Genomic DNA, 16,167 nt, shown 5'->3' on the forward strand with positions numbered 1-16,167 from the left:
CGCGGTCGGGAAGGAGGACGCATGTCAGGACAGGGGTTGCAGCTGGCGCTGTTCGGCGCCGGGCGCATGGGCACCATCCACGCCGCAAACATTGTTGCGCACCCCCGTGCCGCGCTTGCCGGGATCTGCGATCCGGATGACGGGGCCGCGCTAGCTCTGGCGCGCGCCTTCCGGTCTCGCGTGCGGACGACCGCCGATGTGTTCGACGATCCGGCCATCGACGCCGTCGTCATCGCCAGCGCAGCTTCCACGCACCCTGAACTGATCGACCGGGCACTTGCGTGCGGCAAGGCCGTCTTCTGCGAGAAGCCGCTGGCACGTGACCTCGGCACGGTTCGATCCCTTGCCGCTGCAGTTGAGGCTTCAGGCATCCCATTCCTGCTGGCATTCAACCGTCGCTTCGACCCGGGCTTTGCGTCGCTGGCCTCGCGGCTGCGAAAAGGCGAGGCAGGTGCACCGGAATTGGTGTTGCTCACCAGCCGCGATCCCGGCCCGCCGCCGCTCGACTATATCCTAGCTTCAGGCGGCATTCTTCGCGAAACCACTATCCACGACATTGATATGGCGCGTTGGCTGACCGGTGAGGAGCCGAATAGTGTCTATGCCGTTGGTGCAGCGCGCACAGACCCGCGGATCGCCGCCGCCGGACATGTCGACACCGTCATGGTGACCCTGACCATGCCTTCGGGAACGCTCGTTTCGATCAACAATTCCTGGCGGTCTGCCTATGGCTACGATCAGCGCGCGGAAGTTCATGGCGCGAGCGGTATGCTCCAACTTGGCAATGTGCTGCCGACTCCCGTCATTGCCTGGAATGCCGGCGGCGGCTCATCCGACAGGCCGCAGCCCTTCTTTCTCGAGCGCTACGCCGAAGCCTATCGGCGAGAGCTCGACTACTTTGTCAGCCGCCTCGAAGAGGGAGGCAGCCTGTCGCCTGGTGCTGGCGACGGTCTGAATGCGCTCCAGATCGCCGAAGCTGCAGAAGTATCGATGAGGTCGGGTCTTTCTGTACGGCTCTCTTGAACTCCATCCACTCGCCTGGAGATCGACGCGCAAACACGCCACCGGAGACAATGGCGATCAGCCTTCGACCTCCTGCCAATTGCGCGTTGCAGCGGCTTTGACAGTCGCTTCTATAACCGCGTTTATATGAGCTGCTTCAGCAAAGTTGGGCGAAGCTGTAGTGTCGTTCTTCTGGATCGCCTCAATGAGGCGCCGGGCCGTGATCACGAATGCTTCGCCATAACCCAGACCTTGCCCTTGCGCATACCAGAACGGCTCCGCTTCTGGATGGATGCCTCCGATCATGATACGGCGGAAACCGCTGCGATCTTTGCGTTGCGCTTCTGTGTAGAGATGGATCTCGTTGTTGCGCTCCCAGCTGAACGAAAGCGATCCCTTCGAGCCGATGATCGTGAAGGCGAGATCGCTCTTGTGTCCGGTGGCCGCCCATGAGGAATGGACCGAGCCGGTCGCTCCGGAGCGGAACTCCACCAGCGTCGTCGTCATGTCGTCGACGGTGACGTTTGCCGCACCGGTGGCCGTCGCGCGTTCGGAAAAATAAGTGCGGGTGTTGGCTGCGACGCGACCGATCGGCCCGAGCAGGAAAACTGCGATGTCGCTGATATGCGATCCAAGATCGCCGCCGGCGCCAGCGCCGGCCCTTTCCTTGTCGAAGCGCCAGGCATGAGGCAGGCCGGCGTCATTGGCGTAGTCCTGGAAGAAATGTCCTTCGAAGTGACGCAATTCACCCAGTTCGCCGTCTTCGATCAGCTTGCGAGCGAACTGCACAGCCGGCCAGCAGCGGTAGACGAAGTTGACGATGTTGACCTTTCCGGAGCGTCCGGCAGCCTCGGCCATGCGGTGGGCGGCAGCCGCAGTGTTGGCCAACGGCTTTTCGCAGAAGACGTGCTTGCCATTGGCAAAGGCGTCGAGCGCAATCTCCTCGTGGCTGTCATTGGGCGTGATAATGACTACGACATCGATGTCGTCGCCGCGTGTCACAGCCTTCCAGTCGGTGGTCGCCTCGCGCCATCCCCAACGCCGGGCGCTGTCTTCGGCCAGGTCCAGATCGATGTCGGCAAGCCGAACCATCTCGATGCGCGGCATCTTCGGCCACAGGAATCCTTCGATATTGCGCAGTGCCAGGCTGTGGGTCTTGGCCATATAGCCCGAACCGACGATACCGAACCTCAAACGTTGCACGTGATGCTCTCCCAAACCGTATGCTGCTATCTGATCGACCGGCCGCCATCGACCGGTATGGACAGGCCGGTCATGAAACTGGCGTCATCGCTGGCCAGAAAGGCGATGACGCTTGCAACCTCTTGCGGGCGCCCGATGCGCCCGATGGGATGCTTGGCAACGACCACCTCGGTCGCCGCTTCCGGATCTGGCGCTGCCTCGAGCCAGTTCGACACCATGCGCGTGCTGATTGCCGCCGGGCAGCAGGCATTGACGCGAATCCTGTCTTTGGCGAGATCGAGCGCGAGCGACGCGGTAAGCGTGGTGATGCCGCTCTTGGAGGCACTGTAGGCCACCATATTCTCGGTGCCGCGGATGCCGGTGATCGAGCCGACGTTGACGATCGCTCCACCGCCGGCGGCACGAAGATGCGGCACCGCCGCGCGACAGCCAAGGAAGACACTTGTCAGGTTGGTACGCAACATCCCGTTCCAGAGATCAAGACTGGTTTCTTCGACCCCGCCACTCGCCCGCACGCCGGCATTGTTTATCAGCACGTCGAGCCTTCCGAACTGGTCGACGACGGAACGCACTGCCTGCTCCCACTCGTCGGCGGATGTGACGTCCAGCCGTACCGAGTATGCCCCATCGAGGTCGATGTCCTTGTTGCTTCGCCGATGAGCTGCCGCAACTTTCCCCCCCTCGTCGCGGATGCGCCTCATGGTGGCGAGACCAATGCCGGTAGAGGCACCGGTTACCAGGACAATCTTGCCTTCGAATCGCTTCAGCCCGTCGCCTTGCATAGGTTTTCAATTCCCCGTTTTGCCCATTTGGTCATCGGTTCGATTTCGTCCGGAAGGCTTCCCTGCCCTAGTTGAACTCGACGCTTGGGTGGAGTATGAAGCCTAAATTGCATAGCTAGTCAATATGAGGAATAGGAACATGACGAACGCCAGATCGCTCACCGCAGCACAGGCGGTGGTGCTCTACCTGAAATCGCAGTTCTCCGTTTACGACGATGTGGAGGAACGCTTGATTGGCGGCATGTTCGGCATCTTCGGCCACGGCAATGTCGCCGGCATGGGTGAGGCGCTCGACGAATATGGCGAAGGTCTACCCTTCTACCAGGCCAAGAACGAGCAATCGATGGTGCATGCCGCCATGGGTTTCGCCAAGGCCATGAACAGGCGCGCCACCCTGGCCTGCACGGCCTCCATCGGACCCGGCTCGACCAACATGCTGACCGGTGCAGCGACGGCGACGATCAATCGCGTTCCAGTGCTGTTGCTGCCCTCCGATATCTTTGCCCATCGGCGGCCAGGCAATGTGCTGCAGCAGCTTGAACATCCGATCGAGGCCGACCTGTCGGTGAACGATTCGTTCCGGCCGCTATCTCGCTTCTTTGACCGCATCTCGCGGCCGGAGCAGCTCCTGACCGCATTGCCCGAAGCGATGCGCGTGCTGGTCGATCCCGCAGAAACCGGCGCAGTGACCATTTCGTTGCCGCAGGACGTGCAGGGCGAGGCCTTCCCCTTTCCGGCCCGTTTCTTCGAAAAGCGTCGCTGGCAGATCCGTCGCATGCGTCCGAACGACGACGAGATTGCAAGCGCTGCTGAATTGATCGCCACAGCAAGGCGTCCACTGATCATTGCCGGTGGGGGTGTCCGCTATGCCGCGGCGCAGTCCGAACTTGTCGCTTTTTGCAACCGCTTCGGCATCCCTGTGATGGAAACCTTTGCCGGCAAGGGCGTGTCGCAGAATGCCAGCCTGCTGCTCGGCGGCGGCGGCACGACCGGCACCGCTGCTGCTGCCCGGATCGGCGAGAAGGCTGACGTGGTCATCGCCATCGGCACGAGGCTCACCGACTTTGCCACGGCTTCGCGCTCTCATTTCAACGATGACACGCGGTTCGTGGCGATCAATGTCAATGCGCAAGACGCACATAAGCTCGGTGCTGCTCCGGTGGTTGCCGACGCCAAGCTCGCCCTGCTGGCGCTTAGCGATGCGCTCGGCAACTACGCCACTGCCGACGCCTATCGCGCCGAAGTGGCTGACGCGATCTCAGGCTGGTGGGCGACCTATCACGGCTCCATCACCCACGAGCAAGGTGCGCCGATGAAACAGGGCACCATCATCGCATCGGTGAATGCGGCGGCGGCCAAGGGTGACGTCGTCATTGCCGCTGCCGGTACATCGCCGGGGGAAATCATGAAAGCCTGGGACAATTCAGCTGGAAGCGAGTGCTTCATTGAGTTCGGCTTTTCCTGCATGGGGCACGAAATACCAGCCGGCCTGGGCGTGGCAATTGCCCGATACAACCAGGGCAATGTCTTTGTTGTCATCGGCGACGGCACCTACCTGATGGCGCCGACTGAACTGGTCACGGCGGCACAGGAGGGAGCCAGGATGATAACGATCGTCATCGAGAATGGCGGCTTCCAGTGCATTCGCGCCTTGCAAGCGCATTCGACGGGTACCGACAATTTTGGCAACGAGTTCCGCCGCCGCACCGCTGCCAGCAGGCAGCCGGATGGCGACTATGTCGATGTCGACTATGAGGCCAATGCCCGCTCGATGGGCTGCGTGACCTTCGCGGCTTCGAACCCCCAGGAACTGGCCGAGGCGCTCGACAAGGCAAAGACACTCGACGGACCGAGCGTCATCATCGCCCAGGCCGAAAAGCGCGGCGGCTCACCGGGCGCGGACCTCTGGTGGGAAGTCGGTGTGGCCGAAGTCTCCGAGCTCGAACGGGTCAGAGCGGCGCGACGCCGATACGAAACCGGCCGGGCAAGGCAAAAAGCAATGGTGTGATCGTGTTAACAGAACACAGAAGGCGTGTGGGCATGACGGCGCTCGTCGACATGCCAGCGGTGCAGATGGAGCTTGGCGAGTGTCCATTGTGGGACCATCGCCACAGTCGTCTTTACTGGGTGGACATCATCCGCTGCACCTTGTTCGAACGCGACTGGGCCAGCGGCGTGATGAGGACATGGCCCCTGCCCGCGCTTGGTGGCGGACTCGGACTTTTGGGAGACGATGACCTGATCGTCGCCGCCCAGACCGGTCTGTTCCGGTTTAGCCCTCAAACGGGGCAGTACCGCTTTTTGCTCCACCCCGAGCCCGGCATCCCATCGAACCGCCTGAACGAAGGCAAGACCGATGATGCCGGCAATTTCTGGATCGGCTCGATCTCGACGCTGGGGCGCCAGCCGGAAGGCGCGCTGTATCGAATCTCTGCCGGCGGCCTTGTCCGCCAGGTGCTGTCGGGGATCCATGTCCCCAATGCGCTGGTCTTCCTTCCCGACAAACAACTGTTGTTTTCCGACAGCCATCTGAAGACGATCTGGCGCTTTCAGGTCAAACTGGATGAGGGCACGCTGTCAGACCGTCAGATTTTTGTCGACGATCATGCGCTGCCATCCATTCCCGACGGAGCGGCCCTCGCCCAGGACGGGACGATATGGAATGCCAAGTTCGGCGGGGGCCGGGTGGTGGTCTACGACCAGTTCGCCAAGATCGTCGGCGAAGTTCCCCTGCCAGTCAGCCAGGTGACGTCCTGCGCCTTTGCCGGCCCAGAGTTGGACTATCTTGTCGTGACTACCGCCAAGCGGCTGCTGGACGATGACCAACGACGAATCCAAACCGAAGCTGGCAACCTGTTCATCTTCAAGACGGATGTCAGCGGTCGGCGGGAGCCTGTCTGCAGGCTCTGAAAGGCGCAGACCACTTTTGTCGGTCAGTGGACTCGCCGGAGCGAAGCATCGTGCGCCGAGTGCGCTCGAATGACAGCGCGGCGCTTCAGCGGATCCCGCGTCTGACCCCTGCTTCGGCAGCATCGATGTTGCGGGCATCGACGACAGCCGGACCCGTGTAAATGTCATCGGCCATGGTAAACCCTTGCGCCACATGCATCCACATTTGCTGGACCGACAGATAGCCTTGCAGATATTGTTGGCTGTCGATCGTCGCCACGATCTCACCGGACCTGATGCCATCGATCTGGAGTTGGGCAACGTCGAACGTAATGTGCGACCATTTCCGCTGCGGCGGCAAAAGCTTGCGCGCGTCGAGAACCGCCTGGGCGCCCGGAGGGCCAAGCGTCACCACCGCGTTAACGCTTTCGTTTTCCATGAGATAGGTGGCGACTGCCTGCGCACAGGCCTCGGCGTCGCCCCCCGGCACGCGAAGGCGGTCCACCGGCAATCCTTTCGCAAAGAAAGCCTGGTCGAAGCCGCGATAGCGATCGGAATGGCAGATATGTTCGTAGAGATAGTGATCGACGCACATGCCGGCCCGCGGCGACGTCTCATTGATCAGGTAGTCGCCGGCGATCCGCCCGGCATTGGTGTCGTCACCACCGATGTAGAACAGATAGGGAATACGCTCACCTTTCGGCCTGGGATCCTTGGCGTTGATGGCGATGACCGGGATCCCGCGGGCGATCGCATTGCGCAGCGGTGCATCGACGGCGGCGATCTCGGGGATCGTCGAAATGATGCCGTCCGGCAGCGCAAAAGTCGCCCCTTCGATCAGCCCTGCCTGGACCTCCGGCGAGAACTTGCCCGGCCGCAGATGCTCGACGTCGACGTCGTAGCGTTGCGCCGCATCCATCAGGCCGTTGCGGAACACCTCCCAGAAAACATCGCCCAAAATGTCATGGGTGACAGCGTAAAATTTCAGGCGCTTCGGTCGCATGCTCATCCTTGCATAGCTATTCACGCCTGCTAGTGCTATATCGTCGTGGAAGCCATTTCAAACAAAAAGTGTATATATGCGCAGGCGCGGTATCGTCATCATCGGCACGGGCAGAATAGCGGCGGTCCACGCGCTCTCGGTTCGCCGCAATCCGGCGCTCGAGCTCACCGGCTTCGTCAACGGGTTCGAAGCGGGCGATCTGCCGCAATCCATCGGGGTGCCCTGCTTTCCCTCGCTGGCGACGGCAGTCGAACGGGTTCGGCCTGAGGGCTTGGTCATCGCGTCGCCGACGGCGACCCATGTCGAATATCTGATGCAAGCGCTGCGCTTTGGCCTGCCTTCGTTGTGCGAGAAGCCGGTTGCGCTGACCAGACAACCGATCGTCGAGGCGGTGGAGGCGGTCAAGGCCGCTGACATTCCGGTCATTCTCGGCTTTCACCGCAGATTCGATCCCTACCGTCGAGAGGTCAAAGACAAGATCGTCAAGGGCTTGGTCGGCAGCATCGAACACCTGCTGCAAATCAGCCGCGATCCCCGCTTGCCCGATCGTGACGTGATCGCCCATCAGGGTGGCATTGTGGCGGACATGATCATACACGACCTTGACGAGTTGCTATGGCTGGTGGGACGACCGCCGGAGCGCGTGCATGCAGCCCTCGCCCGCAACGCCGACAAAAGCCCGGATGAGGTGGACGACCATGACAGCGTTGCCGCCCAGCTTGAGTGGGAAGACGGCCCTGTTGCCCAGATCACCGCTACACGCCGTGCCGCCCATGGCTTCGAGCAGCGGCTTGAAGTGTTCGGCTCCGAAGGCCGGCTGATCTGCGGCGACCCCATGATAAGCCCCGTGGTCTTCGATGGCGCCGAAGCCACTCGCCTGCCGCGTCGCCATGAGCACTTTCCCGACCGATACCAAGCCGCCTATCAGGCTGAAATAGATCATCTCGCCAGCCTTCTTGCTGGTCGCGCGGCGCCGATCTCGACGATCCTCGATGGACTGAATGCATTCGATCTCGTCGAGCGCGTCAACGCGGCGGCCGGCCGACTGCCCGTTTCGGAAGGTCTGTCGGCGGCCGGCAGCTCCTGAATTCGCCAGTTGCCGAGGGCCGGCGACCTTGCGGTGCAATCGGCGCCGGGATCATTGTCCCCGATCCCCGATGCGGCTAACGTCGCCATGCATTGCAACGCAGCGCGATTCCCGGAGGCAACGGTGCGCGGAGACGGCGTCGACGAGAACAAAAAGCGAGCTGGGGGCGAGCCCCTGCTCGAAAGCGAGGGACGCGCGAAATTGCAGCCGTCCTCGATCGATGTCGCACGCCTTGCCGGCGTATCCCAGTCAGCGGTCTCACGCGCCTTTACGACGGGCGCCAGCGTAAGCAAGAAGACGCGGGAAAAGGTGATAGCTGCAGCCCGCGAACTTGGTTATCAGCCGAGCATCCTGCCGCGCATTCTCGTCACCCATCGATCACAACTGATCGCCATCGTCATCGGCGGCATGTACAATCCCTACTATGCCCAGATTTTTGAACTGTTCACCCGGCAGTTCCAGTCTCAGGGCTACCAGGTTCTGGTTTTCTTCGTCGACCACAACGAGTATTTCGACGATGCCATTCCGCTCATCATGCGCTACCGCGTGGACGGCATCATTTCGGCGCTGTCCATCCTGTCCAAAGAGGCCGCCGACGAATGCGCGCACATGCGCATTCCCGTCGTTCTGTTCAACGGTCGACAGCAGAACAAATGGGTTTCGGCCGTCTGCTGCGACAATGTCGAGGGTGGCCGCCAGATTGCCAATCTGCTCTTCCAGAAAGGCGGCAGCCGTTTCGCCTACATCGCAGGCAAGGAAACGCTCGCCAATACCGATCGTCAGGCCGGCTTTGTCGGACGCCTGCGCGAACTGGGCATCGACGAGGTGGAAATCATCCAGGGAGACTTCCACTATGAGGGCGGTTACGCCGCGGCCAAGGAAATGTTTGCAGGTGCCAACCGGCCAGACGCCGTGTTTTGCGCCAACGACCTCACCGCAATCGGCGTCATGGAATGTGCCCGATTCGAATTTGGATTGCGCATTCCGGAAGACATCATGATCGCTGGTTTCGACGACGCCTCCTTCTCGGCCTGGCCATCCTACGGATTGACCACCATCCAGCAAAACGCCGGAGAAATGGTCGACGCCGCAATCGGACTGCTCAAGCAGCGCTGGCAGGAAGGCGCGACCAGCGCCGGCAGGCTGAAGCTTGTGCCGGGCATCCTCAAAGATCGGAAATCCACGCTCCGCTAGCCGAAGCTTCCTTGCCAGAAGCCGATTTCTGGATTGACATTGCATAGCTATTCATATTGTAGATATGCCAGATGATCGACGCCTGGCGCGGTCACCACAACGAAGCTTCATGGGTGCGGAAATGCCTGGATCGAACGAGATTGGCGTCGGGATGATCGGCTATGCCTTCATGGGCAAGGCTCACTCGCTTGGCTACCGCGATGTCACAGCAATTGCCGCCAATGGCGTTCCCCGCCCACGCCTCGTGGCGCTTTACGGCAGGAACGGCGACAGGCTCGAGGAAGCTCGCCGCCGGCTCGGCTGGGAACGCGGCGTAACCGACTGGAAGCAGCTGATCGCCGATCCGGCCGTCCAGCTTATTGATAATTCAGGGCCTAACGCGCTGCATGTGGAGCCGACGATCGCCGCGGTCAAAGCCGGCAAGCACGTCTTCTGCGAAAAGCCCCTTGGCCCGACGGCCGCCACCGCTTTCGACATGTGGCAAGCAGCGGCACAAGCCGGCGTCAGGCACATGTGTGCCTTCAACTACCGGTTCTTTCCGGCCCTGCAACTGGCACGGCAGATCATCCAGTCGGGCGAGATCGGCGACGTCTACCACTATCGCTCGCAGTTCCTCGTTTCCTCTTCGCTGGGGGACGGCCGGCGCAAAAGCTGGCGCGACGACAAGGACGCCGCCGGCGCAGGTGCGCTCGGCGACCTTGCGGCCCACCACCTCGATCTGTCGCGCTTTCTGCTTGCCAGCGATCCACGCACCGTCCAGGCGATGACCCGGGTCAAAGTCCCGACCGCCGCCGATGGCGCCGCAATCGAGACTGACGACCAGTTCGCCGCACTTCTCGACTTCGACAACGGCGCTCTTGGCGTTGTCGAGGCTTCACGTGTCGCCGGCGGCCACCTGGTGACCAGCCGCATCGAGGTCGACGGGTCGAAGGGTTCCATCGCGTTCTCCCTGCGGACTCTGAACGAACTCAAGGTTGCCGGGCGCAATCACGCCTTCCGCACCATCCCTGTTTTGCGCGAGGATGATCCATTCCGTGCGAACTGGTTCCCGCCTGGCCATCCCCTGGGCTGGGTCGACACGTTCAGCCACGAGGCGGTCCATATTCTCGGCGCGATCGCCGGTCTCCACGATGTGGAACCGATCGGGGCCAGCTTCAGGGACGGTTACTATTGCTCGGAAATCATCGACGCCGCTGTCCGGGCGGCACAGACCGGGCAGAAAATCGACATCAGTTACAGGTCGCTCTGACCTTTGGGAGCGCGTCATGAAAATATTCGTCAGCTGGCCGGGCTATGATCCGGAAGATGAACAGACCGGGCGTCGCCTGGTCGAGGCAGGTCACGAACTGGTGCTCGCCCCAAAACTCCGTGCGCGCACGGAAGAGGACGTGGTTCGCCTCGCCGATGGCTGCACAGGAGCAATTGTCAGCACCGATCCGTTCACCGCCGAGGTTCTAGGCGCCCTGCCCTCGCTCAGGATCATCGCGCGCGTCGGCGTCGGCTTCGATTCCATCGATCGCGCGGCAGCCGACGCACATGGCGTCGCCATTTCGATCACCCCCGGCATGAATGCCGAAACGGTGGCCGACCATACGCTAGCTCTGATCCTTGCCTTGGTCCGCAAGGTTCCGCAGCAGGATGCCTCGGTAAAGGCCGGCAGATGGGAACGGGTCGGCCCGTTTACGCCCTCCGAACTGCCCGGCAAGACCGTCGGCCTCATCGGCGCCGGCACGATCGGACGCGCTGTCGCGCGCAGGCTTGCCGGGTTCGGCGTCTCGATCTGCTACTTCGACCAGTTGGTCGATGATTTTCCGGGCGCGACGAAACTTGCGAGCCTGACCGATCTCTATGCCCGTTGTGACATCATCAGCCTGCACGTTCCCTTGCTCGACGAGACCCGCCACCTCATCGACGCCGCTGCGATCGCCACGATGAAACCATCGGCCCTCATCATCAACACGGCGCGCGGACCGGTGGTCGACCAAGAGGCATTGTTTGTGGCGTTGAAGTCCGGCCAGATCGCCGGTGCTGCGTTGGACGTGTTTGAGGCAGAGCCTCCCGATCCCCAAGCGTTCGACGGTGTACCAAATCTCGTCTGCGCAGCCCACATGGGTGGCATCAGCCGCGAATCCGTCGCCAGGATGACAGCCTCGGCGACACAATCCATCCTTGATGTTCTGGCCGGGAGCATGCCGGAAACGGTAGTCAACCGGCAGACGTTGCGGATTCCGGTATGAGCACGGCACTCGGATTCCGTGGCAGATTGCTGTCGGGCCAGCCGCTCGTCGGCACCTGGATCAAGACGCCGAGCCGTATCGTAGCCGAGGTTCTGGCCGGCGCAGCGCTCGATGTGCTGTGCCTCGACGCCGAGCACGCTCCCTTTGACCGCGAGGACCTCGATGGTGCCATCTTCGCGTCGAGAGTCCAGGACATGCCGGTTCTGGTTCGTCCGGCTTCGTCCTCGGCCGAACACATTCTCAACGCGCTGGATCTCGGCGCGAGCGGCGTGGTCGCTCCCCACATCCGTTCCGGCACCGAGGCCGAAGCGCTGGTTCGCCACTGCCTGTTCGGACCAGGCGGACGCGGCTATGCCGGCTCGACCCGCGCTGCTGGCTTCACGCGCAGCCCGATGGCGGCATATCGGCGGCGAGCCATCGACGACACAGCGATTATCGCGCAGATCGAGGATCGGGAAGCGCTGAACGATCTGGCCGATATCGTCCGCGTCGATCGCCTCGACTGCGTGTTTGTCGGCCGCATCGACCTTACCATCTCGATGGGCGGCCAAACGCCGGACGACCTCGCAGTTATCGAGGCCGTCACCGAGATCTGCCGGCGCGCGAGCGAAGCAGGCCGGCGGGTCGGCATGTTCGTCTCCAACCTCGCCGACGTCTCAGTCTGGATTGAGCGGGGCGCCAGCTTCTTCCTGCTGTCGAGCGATCAGACATTTCTCATGCAGGGCGCCCAGGCCCTGCGCACATCTTTTGACGCCGCCTCGCATGGGCGGGAAACAGCAGGCAGGGCAGCATCATGAAAACAGCGTTGGTAACCGGAGCTTCGCGCGGCCTTGGCGCCGAGATCGCCAGGCGGCTCGCGGAGGATGGCTGGAGGGTCGCGGTGAACTACGCCCATGACAGCGACGGCGCCGACCGCGTGGTCGGTGAGATCACCAAGGCGGGTGGACGCGCTTTCGCCGCCAGGTTCAGCGTTGTCGAACAGGATCAGCTTGCCGCAGGTGTCGAGGCGATCGCGCGAAACCTTGGCCCCGTCGATCTGATCGTCAACAACGCCACCGGTCCGCAGCCCGAAATGCCATTAATGGTACAATCCTGGCGAAGCTATCTCGATCAACTCGAATTCTTCGTCAAAGCGCCGCTGGAACTCCTGCAGGCGCTGCTTCCTGATTGGCGTGCCCGCAAGTCCGGCAGGGTCATCAATATCGGCTCCGAGATCGCGGAACTCGGCAATCCGTATTTCGGCAACTACGCCTCGGCAAAGGGCGCCATGCTGTCGATGACACGATCCTGGGCCAAGGAGTTGGCGCCGGAGGGCATCACGGTCAATCTGGTGGCACCGGGCTGGATTCCGGTCGAACGCCACGCCGATGTGCCTCAGGACAAGCGCGACTGGTACCTGGCAAGGACTCCACTTGGATACTTCGGCAAGCCGCGCGACATTGCCGATATGGTTGTATTCCTTGCTTCGCCCAAGGCCGATTTCATCACAGGACAGAAATTCGCGGTCAATGGCGGGCGAACAGTTACATGACATGGCCCTTGGTCAATTTTGCGCGGATATGCGCGAGGGGTCGCCAGATTGGAAACGCCTGAACTGGCACGAACTGGCGGGCCGCGGCCGGTCGCGACGCAAACGCCGCGACCAGCAACGTAAGTGGCCAACGCCTAAAATTAGAGATCGCGGAGCGAAGCAAACGCCGCGCGCAGTTCCTCCGCGAAGGTTTCCGGATACTCCCAGGCCGCGAAGTGACCGCCCGCCTCCCCCTTGTGATAGTAGATGAGGTTGGAGAATGCCTTCTTGGACCAGCCCTCCGTCGGGGTCTTGTAGGAAGACGGCATTTTACGGGAGGCTGGTCTCGTTCGGACGCACAATGAGCCCCTTCGATACCCGACAGGCAACTCTGATCATGCTGGAGCACTCGTCCTTTTTTGAATCGCCTGCTGACCCAGCGGTTGAGAAACCATTCCGGCTTGTGCGGCACCATCCCGCCCGATGGTAAGTTGCGGCGGCGCTGAGCTGGTCTACTGCACTTCGTTCGTCGCTTACCAACGCTCCAGGAGACGAAAGGGCGAAAGCAGCGATCAAGAAATCGAGACTTTCTTACTCAGAAAGTCCAGAAATGCACGTACACGCACGGGGAGATGTCCACCTTCACCTGCGTAAACGGCGTGGATCTCTTCGCGATCTCCAGCATTAATTTCCTCGAGGACTGGCACCAGCCGACCAGCCTCAATATCCTTCTTCACTTGAAAGCGAGCCAGTCGGGCGAGGCCTAGGCCACTTATGACGAGTTCTCGCAGGGATTCCCCGTCGCCAATACGAGTATTTCCAACCAGCGGAACGCACATTTGCTCGGTGCCTTTCATGAGAGGCCACCCCTCGATCGGCCGAATATGGGCAAGGCCGAGGCGATTGTGACGTTCCAGATCTTCGGGCGTTTTCGGCGTGCCGAAGGTTTCAAGATATGAAGGAGAACCAACGATAATCATGCCAGTCTCACCAAGCTTGCGAGCAACAGTGTGAGAGTTTCTCAGCGGACCGCTCGTCACGATCACGTCTGTTCGTTCTCTCCGGATGTCGCCAATAGCGTCGACGAGATAAATGTCGAGCGTGACCTTCGGATTCCGGGAAAGGAATTCGGAAACGAGTGGCAGAAGAATATGCGTGCCTATTGGTCTGGTGGCACTAACAGACAAGCGGCCCGACGGTGCTTCGCTGGCCGTGGCGCAGCTTTCGGCCTCGCCGATATCGGACAAGATCCCGACACAGCGTTCGTAAAAAATGCGTCCTTCCGGCGTAAGATGGAGCGTTCGGGTGGAGCGATTGAGTAGCCGAGCGCCTATACGTGCTTCCAGCCGCGAGATCAATTTACTGACACCCGAGGGGGTCACTCGGTGGGCACGCGCGGCTGGCGAAAGGCCCCCCAGGTCAACGACGCTTACAAAGACTTCCATTTCACCCGATCGGTTGACCTCCGGTCTTGGCATCCTACATTTCCTCTAGAGGGCGAGGCCGCCGATGCAGACATATCTGGTATCGAGATAATCCTCGATACCCTGATGTCTCTCTTGTCGTGGCCCGATTCCTTGACGCCGCCGAACGGTGCCTCAGGCGTAGCGATGAGGCCTTCATTGACGCCCGACCATGCCGGATTTCAGCCCCTCCATGACCCGGAAGGCGCGGCCTGGAAAGCGGCGTCGGCGGCTTCGATGGCGCGTCGCGCTTCGACCTTGCCCGACTTCGAGACGGTGCCGATCTTGAGGCCGGTGGCCAGATTGTTGACGTCGACCGTCTGGCCGCTGTCGGCCTGCACCCACTCGCCATTGATGAGATTGGCCTGGCGCATGAAATGGGACCTGTCTTGGAAGTCATTTCGAAATCCACGGGTTTCGCGACGCACCAATTCCATACGCGGGAGATCATGGCAGTGAGGTTGAACGCATGGTCGTTGATCACTGGTTGCCGAACAGCACGTCGAGCGTCATCGCATCCGCAATGGCCTTGGTGCCGCCGGCACCGGCATGCAGATGATCGCCGGAATCGTATTCAGCTTTCATATGCAGCGGATTTGCAGGATCCCGGATGATCGCATCGAGATCAACGACGGCATCGAATTCGCCGCTGGTGCGGATCCATGCATTGACCTTCTGCCGAAGCTCGTCGCGCTGTCGGTTGTAGTACCCCTCGAGCGGGCTGCCTGCGAGTGCGTTCTCGAACGGTGTCAATGTGCCGACGACGATCCGGATATTGCGCGTATGGGCCTGGGCGATCAGCTGTCGAAAACCGGTGACAATGTCGTCAAGGGTTGGAAATGGGTCCCTTGGTGCGAAGCTTTGTCCAGGCCAAGCGATATCGTTGATGCCGATCAGCACGACCACCGCCCTAATGTTGGGCTGGCTGAGGACGTCGCGGCCGAAGCGCGCAAGCGCGTTTTCGCCCATCCTGCTCCGCAGCAATCGGGCGCCGGAAATACCTGCGTTGAGCACGGCGACGTTGTCCCCGGCAAGCCGTTCGGCCAGAAAGTCGGGCCACCTGACATTCAGGTTGAGACCCGAAGCGGCGCCATCGGTGATGGAATCCCCGAGCGCGACAACTGTCCGCGCACCCTGCGGCGCCTCTACCAGAACGTCAGTGAGGAAGATCCGTGTGGTGATCTCGCTGGGGTCCTTGATCGCCGCAGCCGCCACCTGGTTTCCCGCGCCGATATAGCCGGCCTGCTCCGCATCCCAATGAAATGTCGACAGCGGCGTCGGACTGGCCACAAACAGCGAGACGGACACGTCGCCGCGCGCAGGCACGTCAATGTCAACCGGATCGCTGATCATCGGCGCACCCGGCGGGACAACCGCCGTTTCCGATCCGCTGAAGGTCAATACGCGATCGCTGCCGTCCCGAATTGCAGAGCCTTGACCGGCCAGCGCGATATGCGCTGCGTTGATGATCAGGGGTTCCGTGCCATACTCGTTGGAGATGACAATGCGCAGCCGATTGCCCCCCAGGCTGAGACGCACGACCTGGCGCACCGTCTGGTTCCACAGGTTGAACGGCAGCAGAGTGGGCAGAGGAAAATCACCGTCCCAGACCGGCTGAGGGCTGGCGGCCCAAGTCCCGATCCAAGTCATGCTGTCGGCAGCACGCGACGGTGTGGCAAGGGCGACGCCAGCTCCTATTATTGTCGTCAGCGCCACGCCTATCCTGGCGCCACGGCAGACGCATTCGCACATGCGGTCGATCCGTTCCACGTTGCTCTCCCAAGGTTCAATTCGTTG

At 61.6% G+C, this 16,167-nt stretch carries 15 protein-coding genes and 2 pseudogenes; 9 read left to right on the forward strand and 8 right to left on the reverse strand.

From position 1 onward, the window contains the following. The first annotated feature begins 21 nt into the window (after positions 1-21). Complete coding sequence (gene iolG, locus NMG80_RS30225; RefSeq protein ID WP_254021507.1) at positions 22-1,023, forward strand: inositol 2-dehydrogenase; 1,002 nt, start codon at positions 22-24, stop codon at positions 1,021-1,023. Positions 1,024-1,080: 57 nt separating this feature from the next. Here the strand turns inward: iolG and NMG80_RS30230 are convergent, their stop codons facing one another. Both NMG80_RS30230 and NMG80_RS30235 read right to left on the reverse strand, forming a co-directional pair. Continuing rightward, positions 1,081-2,205, reverse strand: coding sequence for a Gfo/Idh/MocA family protein (locus tag NMG80_RS30230; protein ID WP_254021508.1), 1,125 nt, complete (start codon positions 2,203-2,205; stop codon positions 1,081-1,083). Positions 2,206-2,231: 26 nt separating this feature from the next. Next, positions 2,232-2,987, reverse strand: a complete 756-nt coding sequence (locus NMG80_RS30235) for an SDR family NAD(P)-dependent oxidoreductase (RefSeq protein WP_254021509.1) — start codon at positions 2,985-2,987, stop codon at positions 2,232-2,234. Positions 2,988-3,126: 139 nt separating this feature from the next. On the opposite strand from NMG80_RS30235, the gene iolD reads away from it, so the two are divergent. Further along, on the forward strand, positions 3,127-4,995 hold the full coding sequence (iolD, locus tag NMG80_RS30240; RefSeq protein WP_254021510.1) for a 3D-(3,5/4)-trihydroxycyclohexane-1,2-dione acylhydrolase (decyclizing): 1,869 nt from the start codon (positions 3,127-3,129) through the stop codon (positions 4,993-4,995). 32 nt (positions 4,996-5,027) lie between these two features. Then, complete coding sequence (locus NMG80_RS30245) at positions 5,028-5,897, forward strand: SMP-30/gluconolactonase/LRE family protein (RefSeq protein WP_254021511.1); 870 nt, start codon at positions 5,028-5,030, stop codon at positions 5,895-5,897. A gap of 85 nt (positions 5,898-5,982) precedes the next feature. Here the strand turns inward: NMG80_RS30245 and NMG80_RS30250 are convergent, their stop codons facing one another. Then, entirely contained in the window at positions 5,983-6,879 is an 897-nt protein-coding gene (locus NMG80_RS30250; protein WP_254021512.1) for a substrate-binding domain-containing protein, read from the reverse strand. A 76-nt stretch (positions 6,880-6,955) separates the two neighbouring features. On the opposite strand from NMG80_RS30250, the gene NMG80_RS30255 reads away from it, so the two are divergent. The 6 genes from NMG80_RS30255 to NMG80_RS30280 all read left to right on the forward strand — a co-directional run bounded on the left by NMG80_RS30255 (position 6,956) and on the right by NMG80_RS30280 (position 12,928). Continuing rightward, positions 6,956-7,966, forward strand: a complete 1,011-nt coding sequence (locus NMG80_RS30255; RefSeq protein WP_254021513.1) for a Gfo/Idh/MocA family protein — start codon at positions 6,956-6,958, stop codon at positions 7,964-7,966. Between the two features lie 123 nt (positions 7,967-8,089). Further along, positions 8,090-9,160, forward strand: coding sequence for a LacI family DNA-binding transcriptional regulator (locus tag NMG80_RS30260; protein ID WP_254021514.1), 1,071 nt, complete (start codon positions 8,090-8,092; stop codon positions 9,158-9,160). Positions 9,161-9,281: 121 nt separating this feature from the next. Continuing rightward, positions 9,282-10,409, forward strand: coding sequence for a Gfo/Idh/MocA family protein (locus NMG80_RS30265; protein WP_254021515.1), 1,128 nt, complete (start codon positions 9,282-9,284; stop codon positions 10,407-10,409). A 16-nt stretch (positions 10,410-10,425) separates the two neighbouring features. Then, complete coding sequence (locus tag NMG80_RS30270; RefSeq protein WP_254021516.1) at positions 10,426-11,397, forward strand: phosphoglycerate dehydrogenase; 972 nt, start codon at positions 10,426-10,428, stop codon at positions 11,395-11,397. Continuing rightward, positions 11,394-12,194 carry an HpcH/HpaI aldolase family protein gene (locus NMG80_RS30275; RefSeq protein ID WP_254021517.1) on the forward strand — a complete coding sequence of 267 codons (801 nt, stop codon included), beginning with the start codon at positions 11,394-11,396 and terminating at the stop codon, positions 12,192-12,194. Before NMG80_RS30270 ends, NMG80_RS30275 begins: the two co-directional genes overlap by 4 nt. Continuing rightward, positions 12,191-12,928, forward strand: a complete 738-nt coding sequence (locus tag NMG80_RS30280) for an SDR family oxidoreductase (protein ID WP_254021518.1) — start codon at positions 12,191-12,193, stop codon at positions 12,926-12,928. Before NMG80_RS30275 ends, NMG80_RS30280 begins: the two co-directional genes overlap by 4 nt. Before the next feature lie 140 nt (positions 12,929-13,068). On the opposite strand, the pseudogene NMG80_RS30285 reads toward NMG80_RS30280, so the two are convergent. From NMG80_RS30285 to NMG80_RS30300, 5 genes and pseudogenes are all read right to left on the reverse strand, one after another. Further along, positions 13,069-13,227, reverse strand: a pseudogene (locus NMG80_RS30285) (epoxide hydrolase); the annotation flags it as partial. Between the two features lie 252 nt (positions 13,228-13,479). Further along, on the reverse strand, positions 13,480-14,385 hold the full coding sequence (locus tag NMG80_RS30290; protein WP_254021519.1) for a LysR family transcriptional regulator: 906 nt from the start codon (positions 14,383-14,385) through the stop codon (positions 13,480-13,482). 12 nt (positions 14,386-14,397) lie between these two features. After that, positions 14,398-14,583: pseudogene (locus NMG80_RS38045) on the reverse strand (aldehyde dehydrogenase family protein); the annotation flags it as partial. Next, on the reverse strand, positions 14,553-14,744 hold the full coding sequence (locus NMG80_RS30295; protein ID WP_254021520.1) for an aldehyde dehydrogenase family protein: 192 nt from the start codon (positions 14,742-14,744) through the stop codon (positions 14,553-14,555). The gene NMG80_RS30295 and the pseudogene NMG80_RS38045, both read right to left, overlap by 31 nt. A gap of 106 nt (positions 14,745-14,850) precedes the next feature. Next, positions 14,851-16,140 (reverse strand): SGNH/GDSL hydrolase family protein, encoded by a 1,290-nt coding sequence (locus NMG80_RS30300; protein ID WP_254021521.1) that lies wholly within the window; start codon positions 16,138-16,140, stop codon positions 14,851-14,853. Between the last annotated feature and the right edge of the window lie 27 nt (positions 16,141-16,167).

The organism is Mesorhizobium escarrei (assembly GCF_935825525.1).
GTDB classification, from domain to species: Bacteria; Pseudomonadota; Alphaproteobacteria; order Rhizobiales; family Rhizobiaceae; genus Mesorhizobium; species Mesorhizobium escarrei.